Origin of the sequence: Pedobacter sp. KBS0701 (assembly GCF_005938645.2) — a bacterium.
GTDB lineage: Bacteria > Bacteroidota > Bacteroidia > Sphingobacteriales > Sphingobacteriaceae > Pedobacter.
The window spans coordinates 5,054,844-5,072,727 of the sequence record NZ_CP042171.1 but is presented as its reverse complement, the minus strand read 5'-3'; the positions used below and the strand labels follow the sequence as shown (position 1 = coordinate 5,072,727).

The following is a 17,884-nucleotide window of genomic DNA, read 5'->3' as shown; positions in this document are numbered from 1 at the left end:
GAATAAGCACTCCGATTTAACAGATGTTCTGATTATGCGCATCGTATGAAACGCTTATCGCTAAGCGCCAAACGCTATTCTCCAAACTAATTATTACCTTTGCAGCATGGTAGAAATCATATTAAAAAAGGGTAAAGAAAAAGCGGCATTACAAAGACATCCATGGGTATTTTCCGGAGCATTAGAAAAAGTTAAGGGAAAACCTGAAGATGGTGATGTCGTAAAAGTTTTTGCTTTCGATCATGAATTTCTCGCCTATGGATATTTCAATAGCAATTCGCGTGTTGCTGTTCGCTTGTTAGAATGGGACGAAACACAAACCATTGATCACAATTGGTACCAGAACCGGTTAAAACAAGCCATTGCTTCGCGTCATTTTATTTTAAGCGAACAGACCAATACCTGTCGTTTAGTTTTTAGTGAAGCCGATTTTCTGCCTGGCTTAATTGTCGACAAATATGCCGATTTCCTGTCGTTGCAGATTTTAAGTTCCGGAATTGAAAAGGTTAAAACAGAGATTGTAGAATTACTAAAGGCAGAATTAAAACCGAAAGGCATATTCGATAAAAGTGATGCCACCGCACGTACTCACGAAGGTTTACCTATTGAAAACGGATTGCTTTGGGGCGAAAATCCACCAGAATTTTTAGAGGTAAAAGAAAATGGAATTATTTATAATATCAATATTGCTGAAGGACAGAAATCAGGCTTTTATTGCGATCAGCGGGATAACAGAAGTATTTTAGCCGGTTATACAAAAGATAAAAAAGTTTTGGATTGCTTTAGCTATAGCGGTGGTTTTAGCCTCAACAGTTTGGCTAATGGTGCAGCAAGTGTTACCAGTGTTGATAGTTCAGGACTGGCTGTAGAAACCTTAAAGCAAAACATAGCCTTAAATAAATTCGATGCTGATAAAGTTACAGCTATCCAGTCGGATGTAAATAAACAACTCAGGGCTTTTAAAGAATCGGGCGAACTGTTTGATGTGATTGTGCTTGATCCACCTAAATACGCACCTTCGCGTTCAGCGTTAGATCGTGCAGCCAGGGCTTATAAAGATTTAAACCGTTTAGGTATGCTGTTACTGGAAAAAGGTGGTCTTTTGGCTACTTTCTCTTGTTCAGGGGCAGTTGATATTGAAACATTTAAACAAATTATTGCCTGGGCAGCGCTTGATGCAGGCAAGGAAGTACAGATTATTAAACAATTCTGCCAACCAGAAGACCATCCGGTTCGGATTTCTTTCCCGGAAGGGGAATACTTAAAGGGATTGTTGTTAAGGGTGCTATAATTTATTCTTTTACCGGACAACATTAAACCACAAAGACACAAATTACCAGGTGATTTTAAACATTAACCAGGTGCTATCGTGTCTTTGTGATAAACTGAAAGAGGAATCTGATTATCCAACCATCACTTTGGCGGTAATGGCCAGTCTGTTCCAGGCATTAATGGTAACTATAGCCATAATTAGCTGTGCTAATTCCTGCTCGTTAAAAAAACTTGCTGCTTTTTGATAAGTTGCATCAGAAACATGGTGGCTAATTAAGGTTACTTCTTCTGTTAAAGCCAAAACAGCTTCTTCTTTTGCCGTAAACAAGGTTGTTTCTCTCCAGGCATTTAATAAATACAAACGTTGCTGGGTTTCGCCTATTTTACGGGCATCAGTTGCGTGCATGTTTAAGCAAAATGCACAGCCGTTAATTTGCGATGCGCGCATTTTGATCAATTCTAAAAGAATTGGATCTAATTTGCTGGTTGATAAATATTTTTCTAAACCATACATGGCCTGATAAGCTGCAGGTTCTACTTTTGGAATATCAATTCTACTTTCCATTTTATTTGTTTTTTGATTACGATGTAAAGTTCCGAATCCCGGTCTTGAAAAAACTTAATGTAGTTTAAGAAATGAATTTTCTAATGCAAGGCACAAAGACTTTCGCAAAGTGTGCTAAGTAGGGTTAAAAGTCCTGTTATTTTGACATTTAATGTTACTCGATAAAATGTATGCGATTCGTCATTTTGACCGCAGTGGAGAAATCGATGGATAATTCATTTAACAACAGAGCTTACAGATTTCTCCATTCCGCTTCGCTCCAGTCGAAAGGACGAAAATCAATAAGCCCAACGCTGTGTGCCCCGCGTTTCTTCTCTGCTAATTCCTTTGCGGTTAACAAACGATTATTTCTTCGCCCTGATTTTACTTAAAAATTCTGGAGTAAAGCCAAGGTAAGAAGCCAGCATGTATTGTGGCACACGTTGTACAAATTCGGGAAATAAACGATTAAAATGGCGATATCTTTCTTCAGCTGTCTGGCTATAGAGAAATTTTATCCTTCTTTGCGATGCCTGGTGGTTTTTTTGAAGGATCAATCTAAAATACCGTTCCAGTTTAGGCAGTTTATGAAACATTTCATCATAATGATGATTTTCGATAGCAATCACTTCAGTTGTTTCTGCCGCCTGGATATAAAATTCAGATTGCTCCTGAAAAAGAAAGCTCGTCAAATCGGTAATCCACCAGTTTTCTATGGCAAATTGAGTGGTCTGTTCAGCGCCCTTTATATCAATGAAATAAAGCCTTAAGCAGCCTTTTACCACAAAATAATTTGCCCTGCAGGTTTGCCCTTCCGCTAATAAAAAAGCTTTCTTTTTAACGGAAAAAGATTTGAGAAACGGTGCAAGAATTTCCTGTTCATCGTTGCTCAGATCTATAAATTTATTAATGTGTTTATAAAGTGTACTACCCATTTCCATACTATTGATCAGCTAAAATAGTTATAATTATAAAAATGGAATTAAAGGCTTAGCGTGAAAATGACTTATATAATCAGGCGGTAAAAGCCTGCCAAAAAGGAGAGTTAAAGACAATGGGCTAAAAGCAGGTGTATCTCTATCCGTCAAAGCTGATGACTGTTTCCAAGAATATTAACGGATACCAATACACCGTGATAGTTACCTCTTTACAAAGCACTTGTTACGAAGATAATAGTAAGGATTATTTTTGGAGTGAGACAAAGAGTAATCTGCTCATTAAAAAGCCTTAAGCTAATCACTTTCTAACAAATGGCCGGTTTTTAATTAATCCGGTCTTTTTTGTTTGTCGATGTTTCAAAAAATATGCTGGATTTCGTATAGGTTAATTCGGCGTTCGTCTATAAATACAAGTGCATGGTATAATAGCTCATAACTGGCTGAAACGTTTTCGCCAGAAAGCAGTCTTAATTACAAAACCACCTAATAATTAGGGATTTAAAATAAAGATTTATAAACATAAAATATTAAGGTCATGAAAACTTCTATTAAAAATTTATTCGCAGCAGCATTAGTAATGGTTACTTTAAGCAGCGCAACAATTGTAGCAAACGCAACAGAAAATAATTCCAGCTACACTGCATTAACAAATGTTAGAAACATCAGCAAAATTTTAGTTTCGGGAAACGTGAAACTGATCCTTGTTCAGGATGCAAAAGAAAGTGTTGAGGTTTATGATCAATATTATACCAAAAATGCCCTGGTACAACAGCAGGGAGCAGAACTTAGAATTAGCTCTTTTGATAAAAATGCCTTAACCGTAGTTGTGCGTGTAAATAACTTAACTGCTATAGAAGCTTCAAATACTGCAAGTGTAAGTACTGCCGGAAATTTCAACCTGTTAAACCTAAACATTGTTTTAAATGATGAGGCATCGGCAGATATTAAAGCCAACACCGTTAATTTATCAACCAATATTAAAGATGGTGCATCCTTAAAATTAGAAGGAACTACCGATTTACACCAGGCTGTAATGGGGGTAGCATCCAAAATAAACATGGCTGGTTTTAATGCGCTGGAAAGTAGTATCAGATTAACAGGAAAATCGCTTTTGGCAAACAGCAAATCCCGTTATGATGACATACAGGTTTCTTTATTAGAAAAACTATTCTAACTCCATCATATATTTTACCACAAAGGCGCTGAATTTAATTTCAGCGCCTTTTTTGTCAGCGAAGGTTTCGGACACTCCTGGTTATAACAAATATAGATTGCTCCGTCGTTCCTCCTCGCAATGACGAATTTTTTTTACAAATCAAATTTTATCCCCTGTGCTAAAGGCAGTGTATTCGAATAATTAATGGTATTGGTTTGCCGGCGCATATAAGCTCTCCAGGCATCAGAACCGCTTTCCCTTCCACCACCTGTTTCTTTCTCGCCACCAAAAGCACCGCCAATTTCTGCGCCTGAAGTACCAATATTTACATTTGCGATACCACAGTCAGATCCTTTGGCCGATAAGAACTGCTCTGCCTCTCTTAAATTCAAGGTCATAATGGCTGATGATAATCCTTGAGGAACAGCGTTTTGCAAAGCAATGGCCTCCTCTAATGTTTTGTACTTAATCAGGTATAAAATTGGCGCAAATGTTTCGTGTTGAACAATCTTGAAATCATTCTGAACCTCTGCAATGCAGGGCTTTACGTAACATCCACTCGTGTAGTCATCGCCAGATAAAACGCCACCCTCTACTAAAAACGTACCGCCTTCGGCCTTACATTTAGCTATAGAATCTAAGTAGGCTGCAACTGCATCGGTATCAATTAGTGGACCTACATGGTTATTTTGATCTAAAGGATCGCCAATACGCAATTGTCCGTAAGCTTTAACCAGTTTCGCAGTAAAAGCATCATATACACTTTCGTGTATAATTAATCTTCTTGTAGAAGTGCAACGCTGGCCTGCGGTACCAACCGCACCAAATACAGCACCAATTAAACTCATGTCTAAATCAGCATGTTCTGAAATAATAATGGCATTATTACCGCCAAGCTCTAACAAGCTTTTTCCTAACCGTGCCCCAACGGCAGCTCCAACTGCCTTGCCCATGCTTGTCGATCCGGTGGCAGAAATTAAAGGGATGCGACCGTCATTTGTCATGAGTTCGCCAACTTCCCTGTCGCCTAAAACGAGATTACAAACGCCTTCGGCGATATTATTATCTTTAAAAACCTTTGCAATAATATGCTGACAGGCAATGGCAGTTAAAGGTGTTTTTTCTGATGGTTTCCAGATGCAAACATTCCCACAAACCAAAGCCAAAGCCGCATTCCAGCTCCAAACCGCTACCGGAAAATTAAAGGCAGAAATAATTCCAACAATTCCCAATGGATGCCATTGTTCGTACATCCGGTGGTTCGGGCGTTCACTGTGCATGGTTAAACCATAAAGCTGCCTCGATAAACCTACTGCAAAATCGCAGATATCAATCATTTCCTGCACCTCACCAAATCCTTCCTGTAAACTTTTTCCCATTTCGTAAGAAACCAAAGTACCCAAGGCGTCTTTATGCACACGTAGAGCATCGCCAAATTGGCGAATAATTTCGCCTCTTTTTGGAGCAGGAACCGTACGCCAATCTGCAAAAGCTGCTTGTGCCTTTACAACAACCGCATCATAGTCTGCTTTGCCTGCAACTTTTGCCGAAGCAATCAGTTTACCATCAACAGGAGAAAAACTTTCTAGTGTATCGGTATTCGATTCGCCTCCCCAGTGGCTGCCTGTACTGTAGGCTGCGTTGCTCGCTTTAACGCCCAATTTATTTAAAATGGATTGAATATCTGTAGTCATATATCTAACGATTTACACAAAAAAACAAAAAATTAACAGAAAGGAGGCTACATTTGGGTCTTTACTTTATCACAATCTTTAATATCTTGCTTTAAAGTTAACTGACTTATAAAATCTTAAAAAATGAATAAAAAAATTATTGCCTGTGGCATAATGTTGGTTTCAGCTTTTACAGCTAATCCACTTTTTGCACAGGAACAGCCTGCAGAAAAATCGAGTAACTTAAATATTTACCGTGTAACTGCAACCAAAGTTAACGATCTGGTACATACCAAACTCGATGTATCTTTTGATTATGCAAAGCGATACCTATATGGTAAAGAATGGGTTACTTTAAAGCCTCATTTTTATGCTACAGACTCTTTAACCCTTGATGCGCAGGGAATGGATATTAAAACCATTGCATTGGTTGGTGCAAAAGGAAATACCCCGCTTAAATATGTTTATAAAGACAATAAGCTATACATCACCCTAAATAAAAAGTACACTAATGCTGAGAAGTATACGGTCTATATTGCTTATACTGCTAAACCTGATGAACTGAAGGTAAAGGGGAGTGCGGCCATAACCGACGCTAAAGGTTTATATTTTATCAACCCGGATGGCACCGATAAAAATAAGCCAACACAGATCTGGACACAGGGTGAAACAGAATCATCTTCCGCATGGTTTCCCACTATCGATAAGCCTGATCAGAAAACTACCGAAGAGATTTCAATAACCGTAAAATCGAAATATACAACACTTTCTAACGGAAAATTGTTGAGCCAGAAAGCCAATGCAGATGGAACCCGAACTGATACATGGAAAATGGATTTGCCCCACTCTCCGTATTTGTTTATGATGGCTGTGGGTGAATTCAAAATCACAAAAGATATTTATAAAGGCAAGGAAGTGAGTTATTACCTGGAGCCTAAATACGCGCCTTACGCCAAACAGATTTTTGGTAAAACACCTGATATGATCCGGTTTTACAGCAATTTGTTAGGTGTGGATTATCCATGGAACAAATACGCACAGGTGGTGGCCAGAGATTATGTTTCGGGTGCAATGGAAAATACGACCGCTACGTTGCACGGCGAACAGGTACAAAAAACCGATAGAGAGTTATTGGATGAAAATGAAGAAGGAACCATTGCACACGAGCTTTTTCACCAGTGGTTTGGCGATTACGTAACGGCCGAATCGTGGTCTAACTTAACCATGAACGAATCTTTTGCCACCTTTGGCGAGGTAATCTGGCATGGGCATGATGCAGGTCAGGATGCTGAAGATAAATCGCGTTACGAAAAACTGCAATCTTACCTTGGTTCGACTAAAAAAGGTGAAAGTCCGGTTTTGGCCCGCTTCTATTATAATGATAAGGAAGATATGTTTGATAATATCAGCTATGCCAAAGGATCTATTATTTTGTATGCCTTAAAAAACCAGATGGGTGATGCTGCTTTCTACAAATCGCTTAACCTTTACCTTACTACCAATGCCTTTAAAAACGGCGAAACACACCAATTACGTTTGGCAATGGAAGATGTTACCGGAAAAGATTGGAGTCCTTATTTTAATCAATGGTATTACAATGGTGGTCACCCGGTTTTAAGTATAGATTATGGTTATGAAAACGGCAAGGCAACAATTAAAGTTAAACAAACACAGGATTCGAGTGTGCAGACCTTTACGTTGCCTATAAAAATTGATATTTATGTAGGTGGTAAAAAAATCAGGAAAGAAATTCTGATTAATAGTCGTGAGCAGAATTTTAGTTTTGACGTGAGTGCAAAACCAGATTTAATCGATTTTGATGTAGATAAGATTTTAGTTGGCGAAACCCATGACAATAAAACCGCAGAAAACTATTATTTCCAATACAAAAATGCCCCAAGTTATGCCAATAGAATTGAAGCCTTACAATTTATTATGCAGAGCAAGGCCAACAGCGGTCAACTGGTGTTGTTAGAAGGTTTAAATGATAAATCGGCAGATTTACGTGCATTAAGTATAGATGGCATTAATTTAGAAGATGCTCAGATTAAAGCAGCAGCTTTGCCGGTTTTACTTCAGATTGCCAAAACAGATAAAAATACCGAAGCAAGATCAGCTGCAATTGTGAAACTAGCCGCAACCGGCGATCAGGCTTATAAAACTTTAGTGTTAGAAAGTTTAAAAGATAGATCGTACAAGGTAATTGCTGCTGGTGTTGATGGCCTGGCCAAACTGGCACCGCAGGAAACTATTTCAGCCATCGCATCGTTAGATGAAGATACAAGAGCGCATATTGCGCCTTCAATCGCATCCTTGTACATCAACGAACCAAAGGATGATTATCAGGCATTTTACGATAACATTATGCTTACCGGTGATAGGAATAAAGTTTTTGGCGTAGTTGGTCAGTATTTTCAGTATCTGAGAGCCAACACTAACCCTGCAGTTACTGAGCAAGGTATAACGAACATTAGTAACGCCATTGAAAGATTAAAGTTACAACCCTATTTAAACAAGCAATTGGCTGGTGCTTATACTGCAGCTGCTCAAGCCAAAACACAACAAGCAGCCGCAGTAAGCGGAGAGGCTAAAACAAAGCTGGGCAAGCAGGCCGAATTATTTAAAAAAGGCGCAGCTGATTTAGGGAAAGAATAATAGCAAAATCTCATTTGAAGAAAAGAGCTGGCATGGAAACATCGCCGGCTCTTTCTCTATGCAATAATGAAGTTTGATTAATGCTATTCCAAAACGATTATTTTTAGCCTTTTAAATAACACTATAGTCATGAGGCGGTATTCATATTTGTGATTCCATTTCGAACTTGTCACTTTGAGCCTGTCGAAACGCTTTAGAGAGTATTTAAACAGGTCCTTCGACAGGCTACCATTGATAGAATCCACTAGTGTGGTCGTCATTCTCGCGCATGCGGGAATCTTAAAGCGCTTGCATTACGATTCCCAATCGAGTTGGGAATGACGATCTCTTGTAGTCTAAAATTCTGAGTAAAAAAGCTATGACTCATATTGATTTTAAACAATTAATTAACCCTCAGGATGACAATTATATATTTATGATACAGATCAGGGCGACGGCACTCTAATAATTTGTTTTAGAGATTTTGGAAATGAACAGTTCTGCCTATAGCAGCTGATAGCCCTGCTATCCCTCCAAGTCCTCACTCGTTCCTCACTGCGGGCTTTCCGTTCTATCAGGTTTATAAACGGCGAGTGGTACATTTTAGCCTGTGCAACCTCAAATAGTAGCATGAACAGTTGTTTATAAACGGGATTGGAATGGCAGCTCACGATTGAAAATCGGGACTATAATGTAAAGCCCGACTAACAATAATCAAGCTACGGGCCTTGCTTTCCAAAAACAATAATAATAACTTACCCATAAAAATCACTAGTTGCAGTTATCCTTTCTCCTCGTATCAATAATATAAACAATCTGCCAGCCCTTATCTCCTTTTACCAGCTGAAAGGAATTAACCCCACACTGGCTAAATTTTTCGCCCAGATAAAATTTATAGTCTGTCCAAACAGAAGCCAAAGGACCGTCGATTAATATTTTGGTAAACACAATACGCTCATCGTATTTTTCCTGGTGTGGAGTGCCGGTAAATTTGATAAAGTTGTTAACGGATTCCGAACGTATACTTACTTTTGCTTCTTTGTTAGTGATGGTTTGCATTATTGCTTCTGGTGCAAAGGCACTTCTGGTTAAAGTGCTGTCTCCATCTTTCATACCCTTAAAAAGGTTATTTATGGTTTTTTTAACCGCACTTTCTTCATCGCTTTGTGCGAAGCCATTTGTAATAAAACATAGTAAAAACAGGGCAAAAATGACTAATCCTTTCATGACTTCTTAATTACGTATATACCATAAATTTATAGTATTTTTGTAAAAGAAGGGAAAAGGAACCGCGATGTTGCAAAAAATCTATCGATTATCCACACATCTTAGTCACAGTTAATAAGCTTTATAGTCAGCTGTTTACGCTGTTTTTAGCTGTTGATGTTAATAATTATTTTAAAAACGAATAATTAAAATTGGTAAACTTATAATGTGTTTTTCTGCTAATTGGCACGGTTCTTTAATAGTATAATATATGGAAGAAGAATTCTTTTTTGAATCCAACGAAGATGCACAACGCTCGGTAGAACGTTACGAAGAGATGCTCCGCAATCAGGATCAGTATTTTTTCGATGCAGGCGCTTTTGAATACATTGTAGATTTTTACATTGAGAAAAATGATCCGGTCAAAGCTTTGCAGGTAGTTGATTTTGCAATCAGTCAACACCCCTATGCAACAGTCTTTTTAATCAAACAGGCACACCTTTATATCTTAACCAACAACAACGAAAAGGCTTTTATTGCTTTGCAAAAGGCTGAGCTTTTAGAGCCGTCTGAACCGGATATTTATTTACTTCGCGGTAATATTTTTCAAAATACTGAACGTTTTGACGAGGCTTTGGAAAATTATGAAAAAGCTTTGGGACTGGCCGAAAGTACGGATGAGATTTTATTGCAGATGGCTTATGTGTACCAGAGCATGAGCGATTATGAAAATGCCATTACCTATATTAAGCTGAGTTTAGAGCAGAATATGGAGAATCAGGATGGTCTATACGAGTTAGCTTTCTGTTATGATGTATTAGATAAGCAAGAAGAAAGTATTAAGTTTTATCAGCAGTATATCGATACTGATCCATATTCTTATGCAGCATGGTACAATTTGGGGAATAGTTTCCACAAATTGAACCTTTTCGAAAAAGCTATTGACGCTTATGATTACGCAATACTGATCAAAGAAGACTTCAGTTCGGCTTATTTTAACAAAGGAAATGCACTTGTACAACTGGATAAATACGATGAGGCAATAGATGTTTATAAACAGACTTTCGAATACGAACAGCCTAATGCCGATACTTATTGTGCCATTGGTGAATGTTACGAAAAGCTGGAAAAAATGGACGAAGCCCGTTCCTATTATAAAAAATCAGTAAAAATGGATCCTAAAATGGCAGATGCCTGGTTTGGGATCGGTGTTACACTGAATTTTGAAGAACGTTATTTCGAATCGCTGCATTTTTATAAAAAAGCAATAGATTTAGAGGCCGAGAATCCTGATTTTTGGTTTGCCATGGCCGATGCTTATTATAAATTAGGCCAGATTGATGAATCGATCGAAGCTTACGAAAAAGTATTGGAGTTTAATCCCTTGGATATTGAAGCCTGGTTAGATTTTAGTACCGTGCTTTATGAGCAGGGAAAATTGCTTGAAGCATCAGAAACAATGGCAGAAGCAATTAAGAACAATCCTGAAGCTGCTGAACTTTATTACCGAATGGTGGCCTATCTTTTTGCCATGGCTAATTATAGCGATGCATTGGGATACCTGGAAACGGCTTTAACAACTGACCCCGACAAACACTATATTTTGTTTGAATATTTACCGCAATTGCAGGATAATAGTGCCATTTTGAACGTTATAAACCGGTATATAAGGTAACGACCTTGTGAGAAAAATTTAACAAATAAATCTCAAAATTTTTTTCACTTTTGTAGCTATATGAATTATCCATTATTAAACGTTCCCGAACGTCCAGCTAAACCACGCCAAAAAGGCTTAACAATGGTTATGGATAAGGGATTGAGCCTGCGCCAGGTAGAAGATTTTATTGAAGTTGCCGGTGTACATACAGATATCGTAAAATTAGGCTGGGCTACCTCACACGTAACTCCAAACCTTAAAGAAAAATTAGCTTTATATAAAAGTGCGGGCATTCCAACCTATTTCGGAGGAACCTTATTTGAAGCCTTTATTATCCGTAACCAGTTTTCAGATTATCAACGTGTTTTAGACCAGTATGGAATGGAATACGCAGAGGTTTCTGATGGTTCTATCGAAATTGAGCACGATAAAAAATGTGAGTTTATCCGCGAATTGTCTAAACAGGTCACTGTGATTTCTGAAGTTGGCAGTAAAGATGCCGCTAAAATATTTGCGCCATATAAGTGGATTAAATTAATGCAGGCTGAAATTGAGGCAGGTTCGTGGAAAGTAATTGCCGAAGCGCGCGAAGGCGGTAATGTTGGTATTTACCGTGGTAGTGGCGAAGTGAGGGAAGGATTGGTTGATGAAATTTTAACGCAGATTCCTGAAGAAACCATTATTTGGGAAGCCCCTCAAAAAGAACAGCAGGTTTGGTTTATTAAATTAATCGGTAGCAATGTAAATCTTGGTAATATTGCCCCGGCAGAGGTAATTCCTTTAGAAACCATTCGTTTAGGACTACGCGGAGATACTTTCGACTATTTCCTGAACCAGGTAAAATAAAGACAAAATTCGTCATTACGAGGCACATCGTTAAATAAACCTTACAGTTTTCAAAAGCCTGTAAGGTTTGCTTGTTATATCAATATGAAAACATACGGCTTAATCGGGTACCCACTTTCTCACTCTTTCTCAAAAAAATATTTCACAGAAAAATTTCAAAATGAGGGCATAACCGATCATCAATATGAGCTTTTTCCTATTGCCGATATTAAATCGCTGCCAGATCTGCTGAGTGAAAACCCATCACTATGTGGCCTTAATGTAACTATTCCACATAAAGTTAGTGTGCTTTGCTATTTAAATGAAGTAGATGAAGCTGCAGAAAAAATTGGTGCCGTAAATTGTATTTCAATCAAAACCTTTGAAGGCGCAACCTATTTAAAAGGTTATAATACCGATGCGTATGGCTTTGTAGAATCGCTAAAGCCATTGTTAAAACCGCAACACACAAAAGCACTTGTTTTTGGCGATGGGGGTGCGGCTAAGGCAGTAAAATATGTTTTAGAAAAGTTAAATATTCAATATCAGGTGGTGGTGCGAACAGCTGCGCCTGGTGCTATTCTGTATTCGGAGATTACACCAGAGATTTTGGCCTCACACCATTTATTGATCAATACTACGCCCTTAGGGATGTCGCCAAATGTAGATACCTTTCCTGAAATTGATTACAGTTTAGTTGGCCCCGGGTATTTAGCTTACGATTTAGTGTACAATCCGCTGGAGACCGTATTTTTGGCTAAAGCTGCCGAACGTGGTGCGGCAATTAAAAACGGTTTGGAAATGCTGTACAAACAAGCAGAAAAAGCCTGGGCAATCTGGAATAAATAATTTAACTTGCCGTTTTTGCAGCAGGAACGACAGCCTGCCCGACTTTTCGGGGAAACAATCTTCGATAAAATGCTATGAAACTAAAACAACTGATCTGTGTTCCATTTGTGCTGCTTTTGTTCGTAACAGCTTGTCAGAACCATGATTATAGTCCGAAGCCAAAAGCTTATTTCAGGATTGTATTTCCTAAAAAAGACTACATCACATTTACCAAACCAGTCCCCTTTTCGTTCAAATATCCTACTTATGCCGTAATGGAGCAAGACGAAAGTCGTGATGCTCAAAAAAACTGGTACAACCTGCACTTTAAACAGTTTAACGGCTTTTTGCATTTAACTTATTATGATGTTTCGGGTAAAAGCGAATATGATGAAATGGTAGAAGATGCCCGAAAACTTGCCTTTAAACACACGATAAAAGCTAGCGCGATTGATCAAAAAATTATCAATTATCCTGATCACCATGTTTATGGTATTTACTATGCCATTGAAGGGAATACGGCTTCCTCTGTCCAGTTTTTTTTAACTGATAGCGCTAAACATTATTTTAGGGGGGCTTTATATTTTAATGAACGTCCGCAATACGATTCTATTGAGCCTGTTATTAAATTTATTAAAAAGGATATCGATACCTTGATTTCTACCTTTAGGTGGAAAAATTAACTTATTATTGTCATCCTGCTTCTGGAAACAGGATTTTTTCTGAAATCTTATGATTACAATAAAGACCTTCACCTTTAACGCTTACAGCGAAAACACCTATGTGCTTTACGATGAGACCAAAGAATGTACCATTATTGATCCGGGTATGTACGAGGGTTTTGAGCAAAATGAATTGGCCGCTTTCATCAAACACGAAGGCTTAAAACCTGTTTTGTTACTCAATACACATTGTCATCTTGATCATGTTTTCGGCAATAAATTTGTATTCGAAACCTATGGCTTAAAACCACAGTTTCATCAGGGTGAGTTACCGGTTTTAAATGCCGTTCCCGGTTATGCACCATCAATGGGCTTTACCCGTTATGATGTATCTCCTTTGCCAGATACCTTTTTGCCCGAAACAGGAACTATTTCTTTTGGCAATAGCAAATTGACCTTAATTTTTGCCCCCGGACATTCGCCTGCACACCTGTGTTTTTACAGTGCAGCCGATCATATATTAATTGGTGGAGATGTGCTTTTTTACGGCAGTATCGGTCGTACAGATTTGCCAGGTGGCAACCATCAGCAATTAATTCAAAACATTTCTGATAAACTTTTTGTCTTACCTGATGAAACCAAAGTTTATCCTGGCCATGGACCAGCCACAAGTATTGGTTTTGAAAAACAACATAATCCGTTTTTTTAATATTAATTATTGTTTTAAGTTTTTTAAGCGTAGAGGCTTAGAACCCTATACCTTCTACCTTTAAACCCTCAACCTTTTACCTATCTTTGCCACCGTGAATACATCGTTTTATATTGCCAGAAGGTATCTTTTTGCCAAGAAATCAACCAATGCCATTAACCTGATATCAGGCATATCTATGGTAGGTGTAATGGTTGGCAGCGCTGCTTTAATTATTATTCTATCGGTATTTAACGGTTTAGAAACAGTGGTATTAAATATGTTTGATACCATTACCCCACAAATTGCCATTACACCGGCTAAGGGCAAAACATTTAATCCGGATACAAGCTATTTTAATCAGCTCAGAAAAAATAAAGATATTGCTGCTTTTACCGAGGTGCTGCAAGAAAATGCTTTACTAAAATACAACAACAAGCAGGCTGTTGGAATGGTTAAAGGGGTAAGTTCAGACTATTTGAAGAACAGCAAATTAGATAGTACTATTAAGGAAGGCCATTTTATATTGCACAATAAGAGTGGCGATAACGCAGTAATTGGATCTGCTTTACAAAGTTATTTGGCCGTCAATACAGTTGATCCCTTTACAGAGCTGGAAATTTATTCACCAAAGAAGGATATCGCGGCCAATACCTTAAATCCTGCCGACGATTTTGTGGTGAAGAACATCCGGGTAAGCGGCGTTTTTGAAGTACAACAAGATTTCGATAATGGTATCATAGTTCCACTCGATTTTGCCCGTGAACTTTTAGGCGAAGATAAAAAAGTGTCTGCAATAGAGATCAATCTCCAGCCCGATGTCGACGTAGATGATTTTAAAAGGGAAATAATCGAAAAGGTTGGTAAAGATTACGAAGTCAGAAATCAGGCCGAACAAAATAAATCACTCTACCATATTTTAAATACCGAAAAATGGGCAGTATATATTATTCTTACTTTTATCCTGATTATTGCTATATTTAATATCATAGGGTCGTTAACCATGTTAGTAATTGATAAGGTGAAGGATGTTGCCATTCTGAGCAGTTTAGGCGCGGGCAAGAAATTAATCAAACGTATATTTTTATTTGAGGGCATGATGATCACCATGTCTGGCTGTGTGCTTGGCCTGATTATTGGCCTCATATTTTATTATTTTCAACACACCTACGGTTTCATCAAAATGGGCGATGAAGTAAACAAAACACTGGTAAGTTCTTATCCGATTGCACTAAAATGGAAAGATTTTGTTTTAGTTTTTGTTACGGTAGGCATCTTTTCATTTTTGGCATCTGCTTTGTCATCCAATTTAAGTGTTAAAAAGATAGATCAAATTAATCAAACTATATAAAATGAAGTTATTTAAGCAAGCAATTGTACTCGTTGTGCTCCTTGGCGTAGCCGTTACAGCTTGTAATAGGAACGATAAAGCCGAAGGAGAAAAAAGTAATCTGAAAACTGTTAAAGGTTTGTATAGTTTTGGCCCTGAAGTTAAATCTTTTACCTTATGCGAAGATGGGCGTGAATATTGGGTTAAAGACAGTGTAAAAAACTTAGAGCTTTCTTATAGCAACTTAGGTTTCGAAAAACCATACGAGCCGGTGTATGTAGAGCTGGAAGGTTATTTTGCGAAATCTGATACTGGCGTAGTTTCCAGTGATTTTGATTCTACTTTAGTGGTGATGAAAGTACTTAAAATCAGTAAAGAAATTCCTGATGGGCCTTGCGCACAGTAATTCAATTATTTCGTTGGTGCCCAAGAGCGTTTACTGGTCTAATTCTAATCGTGTCCTGAAGTGGAATTTTGTCGGTCGGTTGATGTGTAACCCAGCACATTAAGTTAAGCACCACGGTCGTCGGTGTGAGCGTAGTCGAAGACTTCTTTAGATTGATAAATCGAATTAAAGGAATATTAATAATCGAACTGAAGTTACTTAAGATAGTTGCTGAGGACACCAGCAAGTAGACGAACAAAAAAGGCTCGCAATGAAAGTTGCGAGCCTTTTGCATATTCTTTATTTTTAATTTTACCAGAAAGTCGAATAAAGCGCAACTAAAATTCCGAACACAATTATTGATCCAACGGCAAACGAAGGATGAACTTTGAACATGCTAGAATCTACTTCTAAACCATTAGATTTATCGCCTTTGCTGTTTTCGAACATACTAATGGCAAACATCACTACAATACAAACTACAAATACAATGCCCATTCTATCTAAGAAAGGTATTTCGTAGATTCCATCTGCATTGGCTACCGAGAATCCAAAATCGTGAAGGAAAGACAAATCCATCATTCCTGGTAAGAATTTTAACAATACCGATAAACCAAAACCACCTATAGTAGCAAATAAGGCTGCATTTGAAGTGGTTTTTTTCCAGAAGAAGCCCAAAATAAACATGGCAAAAATACCAGGACTTACAAAACCTGTATACTCCTGAATAAATTCAAAACCACCTTTTTTATCGATACCTAAGAATGGCGAAATAGCGATTGCGATAGCCATTGCAACAATTACAACCACGCGTCCGGTACTTACCAGTTTTTTCTCACTGGCTTCTAGATTAATGTGTTTCTTAAAAATATCTAAAGTAAAAATGGTAGAGATACTGTTAATTTTACCGGCCAGTGAGGCAACAATTGCTGCGGTTAAAGCCGCAAAAGATAAACCTTTTAATCCTGTTGGTAAAATACTCAATAAAGTAGGGTAAGCCCGATCTGGACGAAGTTCTCCTCCAGGCATCATTGAATTTACATCGATACCTGTTTTTTCCTGGTACAACATATATACTGCAATACCCGGCAAAACCACAATTAGTGGCATTAGCAGCTTTAAAAACGCAGCAAATAAAATACCTGCCCTGGCTGTTTTGAGATCAGCACCTAATGCACGCTGGGTGATGTACTGGTTACAACCCCAATAGTTTAAGTTTACAATCCACATCCCGCCAAGCAATACCGTCATGCCAGGTAATGAAGCATAATTCGCACTGTCTTTCTTAAATATCATGTGGAAATGGTCTGGTGCTTTTTCTCTTAAGAACGATAAACCATCTAATACGCCGTGGCCACCAAAATGATCACTTACTAAATTAAGCGCTAAATAAGTAGTTGCTAAACCGCCGAAAATTAAAAATGCTACCTGGATTACATCCGTGTAACCAATTACTTTCATACCACCTAATGCTATAATTACGGCAAAAATGGCTAATCCCATCATACAATACCAAAAGCCAATACCCGAAATACTGCTTACAGCTAAAGCACCCAGATACAAGATTGAGGTTAAGTTTACCACAACATACAACAATAACCAAAACACAGCCATAATCATGGCTACGGTACCATTGTAACGTTGACTTAGAAATTGGGGCATGGTGTAGATCTTATTTTTAAGATATACGGGAATAAAAAATGTAGCAACAATTACCAATGTTGCAGCAGCCATCCACTCGTAAGTAGAAATGGCTAATCCCATTTTAAATCCATCGCCACTCATGGCTACAAATTGCTCGGCACTAATGTTCGAGGCAATTAGAGATGTGCCAATTGCCCACCAGGTAAGTGAACCTTCTGCAAGAAAATAATCCTTGCTGCTCATCTGCTTTTGTTTTTTACGATGGTAAATCCAGAAACCGTAAATTGCTACAATGGCAAAGTAGGCTAGAAAAATAATGTAATCTGTGACTTTCATTTAAGTTATTTGGTTTAGAAATCTAAATGTAGTAAAATCATAAATTAATCTCCGCTTTTTTTGAATTAAAAAATGTTAAAATAACGTTTATTAATTTGACCTTCCT

The 17,884-nt window shown here is 38.0% G+C and carries 15 protein-coding genes; 10 read left to right on the top strand and 5 right to left on the bottom strand.

Translation table 11 applies throughout. The annotated features are described in order from the left end of the window. The first annotated feature begins 106 nt into the window (after positions 1-106). Entirely contained in the window at positions 107-1,291 is a 1,185-nt protein-coding gene (locus tag FFJ24_RS20475; RefSeq protein WP_138819009.1) for a class I SAM-dependent rRNA methyltransferase, read from the top strand. A 111-nt stretch (positions 1,292-1,402) separates the two neighbouring features. Here FFJ24_RS20475 and FFJ24_RS20470 read toward each other — a convergent pair whose 3' ends face one another. Together FFJ24_RS20470 and FFJ24_RS20465 are read right to left on the bottom strand one after the other, a co-directional pair. Next, a complete protein-coding gene (locus FFJ24_RS20470; RefSeq protein ID WP_138819008.1) occupies positions 1,403-1,837 on the bottom strand; it encodes a carboxymuconolactone decarboxylase family protein in 435 nt (144 codons plus the stop codon). 344 nt (positions 1,838-2,181) lie between these two features. Next, positions 2,182-2,751, bottom strand: coding sequence for a Crp/Fnr family transcriptional regulator (locus FFJ24_RS20465; protein WP_138819007.1), 570 nt, complete (start codon positions 2,749-2,751; stop codon positions 2,182-2,184). A gap of 538 nt (positions 2,752-3,289) precedes the next feature. On the opposite strand from FFJ24_RS20465, the gene FFJ24_RS20460 reads away from it, so the two are divergent. Then, a complete protein-coding gene (locus FFJ24_RS20460) occupies positions 3,290-3,928 on the top strand; it encodes a GIN domain-containing protein (RefSeq protein WP_138819006.1) in 639 nt (212 codons plus the stop codon). Between the two features lie 134 nt (positions 3,929-4,062). Here FFJ24_RS20460 and FFJ24_RS20455 read toward each other — a convergent pair whose 3' ends face one another. Beyond that, entirely contained in the window at positions 4,063-5,604 is a 1,542-nt protein-coding gene (locus tag FFJ24_RS20455; protein ID WP_138819005.1) for an aldehyde dehydrogenase family protein, read from the bottom strand. Positions 5,605-5,727: 123 nt separating this feature from the next. On the opposite strand from FFJ24_RS20455, the gene FFJ24_RS20450 reads away from it, so the two are divergent. Continuing rightward, the gene (locus FFJ24_RS20450) at positions 5,728-8,238 is read left to right on the top strand and encodes a M1 family metallopeptidase (protein WP_138819004.1); all 2,511 of its coding nucleotides are present in this window, start codon (positions 5,728-5,730) and stop codon (positions 8,236-8,238) included. 750 nt (positions 8,239-8,988) lie between these two features. Here FFJ24_RS20450 and FFJ24_RS20445 read toward each other — a convergent pair. After that, a complete protein-coding gene (locus FFJ24_RS20445) occupies positions 8,989-9,444 on the bottom strand; it encodes a nuclear transport factor 2 family protein (protein WP_138819003.1) in 456 nt (151 codons plus the stop codon). A 250-nt stretch (positions 9,445-9,694) separates the two neighbouring features. On the opposite strand from FFJ24_RS20445, the gene FFJ24_RS20440 reads away from it, so the two are divergent. The 7 genes from FFJ24_RS20440 to FFJ24_RS20410 all read left to right on the top strand — a co-directional run bounded on the left by FFJ24_RS20440 (position 9,695) and on the right by FFJ24_RS20410 (position 15,819). Next, positions 9,695-11,098, top strand: coding sequence for a tetratricopeptide repeat protein (locus FFJ24_RS20440; RefSeq protein ID WP_138819002.1), 1,404 nt, complete (start codon positions 9,695-9,697; stop codon positions 11,096-11,098). A 60-nt stretch (positions 11,099-11,158) separates the two neighbouring features. Then, positions 11,159-11,926 carry a phosphosulfolactate synthase gene (locus FFJ24_RS20435; RefSeq protein ID WP_029276919.1) on the top strand — a complete coding sequence of 256 codons (768 nt, stop codon included), beginning with the start codon at positions 11,159-11,161 and terminating at the stop codon, positions 11,924-11,926. 84 nt (positions 11,927-12,010) lie between these two features. After that, positions 12,011-12,754: a shikimate dehydrogenase gene (locus tag FFJ24_RS20430; RefSeq protein WP_138819001.1), complete on the top strand. Its 744-nt coding sequence runs from the start codon at positions 12,011-12,013 to the stop codon at positions 12,752-12,754. A 74-nt stretch (positions 12,755-12,828) separates the two neighbouring features. Beyond that, positions 12,829-13,416: a gliding motility lipoprotein GldD gene (locus FFJ24_RS20425; RefSeq protein ID WP_138819000.1), complete on the top strand. Its 588-nt coding sequence runs from the start codon at positions 12,829-12,831 to the stop codon at positions 13,414-13,416. Positions 13,417-13,465: 49 nt separating this feature from the next. Then, a complete protein-coding gene (locus FFJ24_RS20420; protein ID WP_138818999.1) occupies positions 13,466-14,104 on the top strand; it encodes an MBL fold metallo-hydrolase in 639 nt (212 codons plus the stop codon). Positions 14,105-14,198: 94 nt separating this feature from the next. Beyond that, the gene (locus FFJ24_RS20415; protein ID WP_138818998.1) at positions 14,199-15,434 is read left to right on the top strand and encodes an ABC transporter permease; all 1,236 of its coding nucleotides are present in this window, start codon (positions 14,199-14,201) and stop codon (positions 15,432-15,434) included. A 1-nt stretch (position 15,435) separates the two neighbouring features. Next, positions 15,436-15,819, top strand: a complete 384-nt coding sequence (locus tag FFJ24_RS20410) for a hypothetical protein (RefSeq protein WP_138818997.1) — start codon at positions 15,436-15,438, stop codon at positions 15,817-15,819. A gap of 291 nt (positions 15,820-16,110) precedes the next feature. Here the strand turns inward: FFJ24_RS20410 and FFJ24_RS20405 are convergent, their stop codons facing one another. Further along, positions 16,111-17,778, bottom strand: coding sequence for a sodium/sugar symporter (locus FFJ24_RS20405; RefSeq protein ID WP_138818996.1), 1,668 nt, complete (start codon positions 17,776-17,778; stop codon positions 16,111-16,113). Positions 17,779-17,884 lie beyond the last annotated feature (106 nt).

Coding starts and splice junctions, on each gene's coding strand:
- FFJ24_RS20475 (WP_138819009.1), top strand. CDS start 107: ATGGTAGAAATCATATTAAAAAAGGGTAAAGAAAAAGCGGCATTACAA.
- FFJ24_RS20470 (WP_138819008.1), bottom strand. CDS start 1,837: ATGGAAAGTAGAATTGATATTCCAAAAGTAGAACCTGCAGCTTATCAG.
- FFJ24_RS20465 (WP_138819007.1), bottom strand. CDS start 2,751: ATGGGTAGTACACTTTATAAACACATTAATAAATTTATAGATCTGAGC.
- FFJ24_RS20460 (WP_138819006.1), top strand. CDS start 3,290: ATGAAAACTTCTATTAAAAATTTATTCGCAGCAGCATTAGTAATGGTT.
- FFJ24_RS20455 (WP_138819005.1), bottom strand. CDS start 5,604: ATGACTACAGATATTCAATCCATTTTAAATAAATTGGGCGTTAAAGCG.
- FFJ24_RS20450 (WP_138819004.1), top strand. CDS start 5,728: ATGAATAAAAAAATTATTGCCTGTGGCATAATGTTGGTTTCAGCTTTT.
- FFJ24_RS20445 (WP_138819003.1), bottom strand. CDS start 9,444: ATGAAAGGATTAGTCATTTTTGCCCTGTTTTTACTATGTTTTATTACA.
- FFJ24_RS20440 (WP_138819002.1), top strand. CDS start 9,695: ATGGAAGAAGAATTCTTTTTTGAATCCAACGAAGATGCACAACGCTCG.
- FFJ24_RS20435 (WP_029276919.1), top strand. CDS start 11,159: ATGAATTATCCATTATTAAACGTTCCCGAACGTCCAGCTAAACCACGC.
- FFJ24_RS20430 (WP_138819001.1), top strand. CDS start 12,011: ATGAAAACATACGGCTTAATCGGGTACCCACTTTCTCACTCTTTCTCA.
- FFJ24_RS20425 (WP_138819000.1), top strand. CDS start 12,829: ATGAAACTAAAACAACTGATCTGTGTTCCATTTGTGCTGCTTTTGTTC.
- FFJ24_RS20420 (WP_138818999.1), top strand. CDS start 13,466: ATGATTACAATAAAGACCTTCACCTTTAACGCTTACAGCGAAAACACC.
- FFJ24_RS20410 (WP_138818997.1), top strand. CDS start 15,436: ATGAAGTTATTTAAGCAAGCAATTGTACTCGTTGTGCTCCTTGGCGTA.
- FFJ24_RS20405 (WP_138818996.1), bottom strand. CDS start 17,778: ATGAAAGTCACAGATTACATTATTTTTCTAGCCTACTTTGCCATTGTA.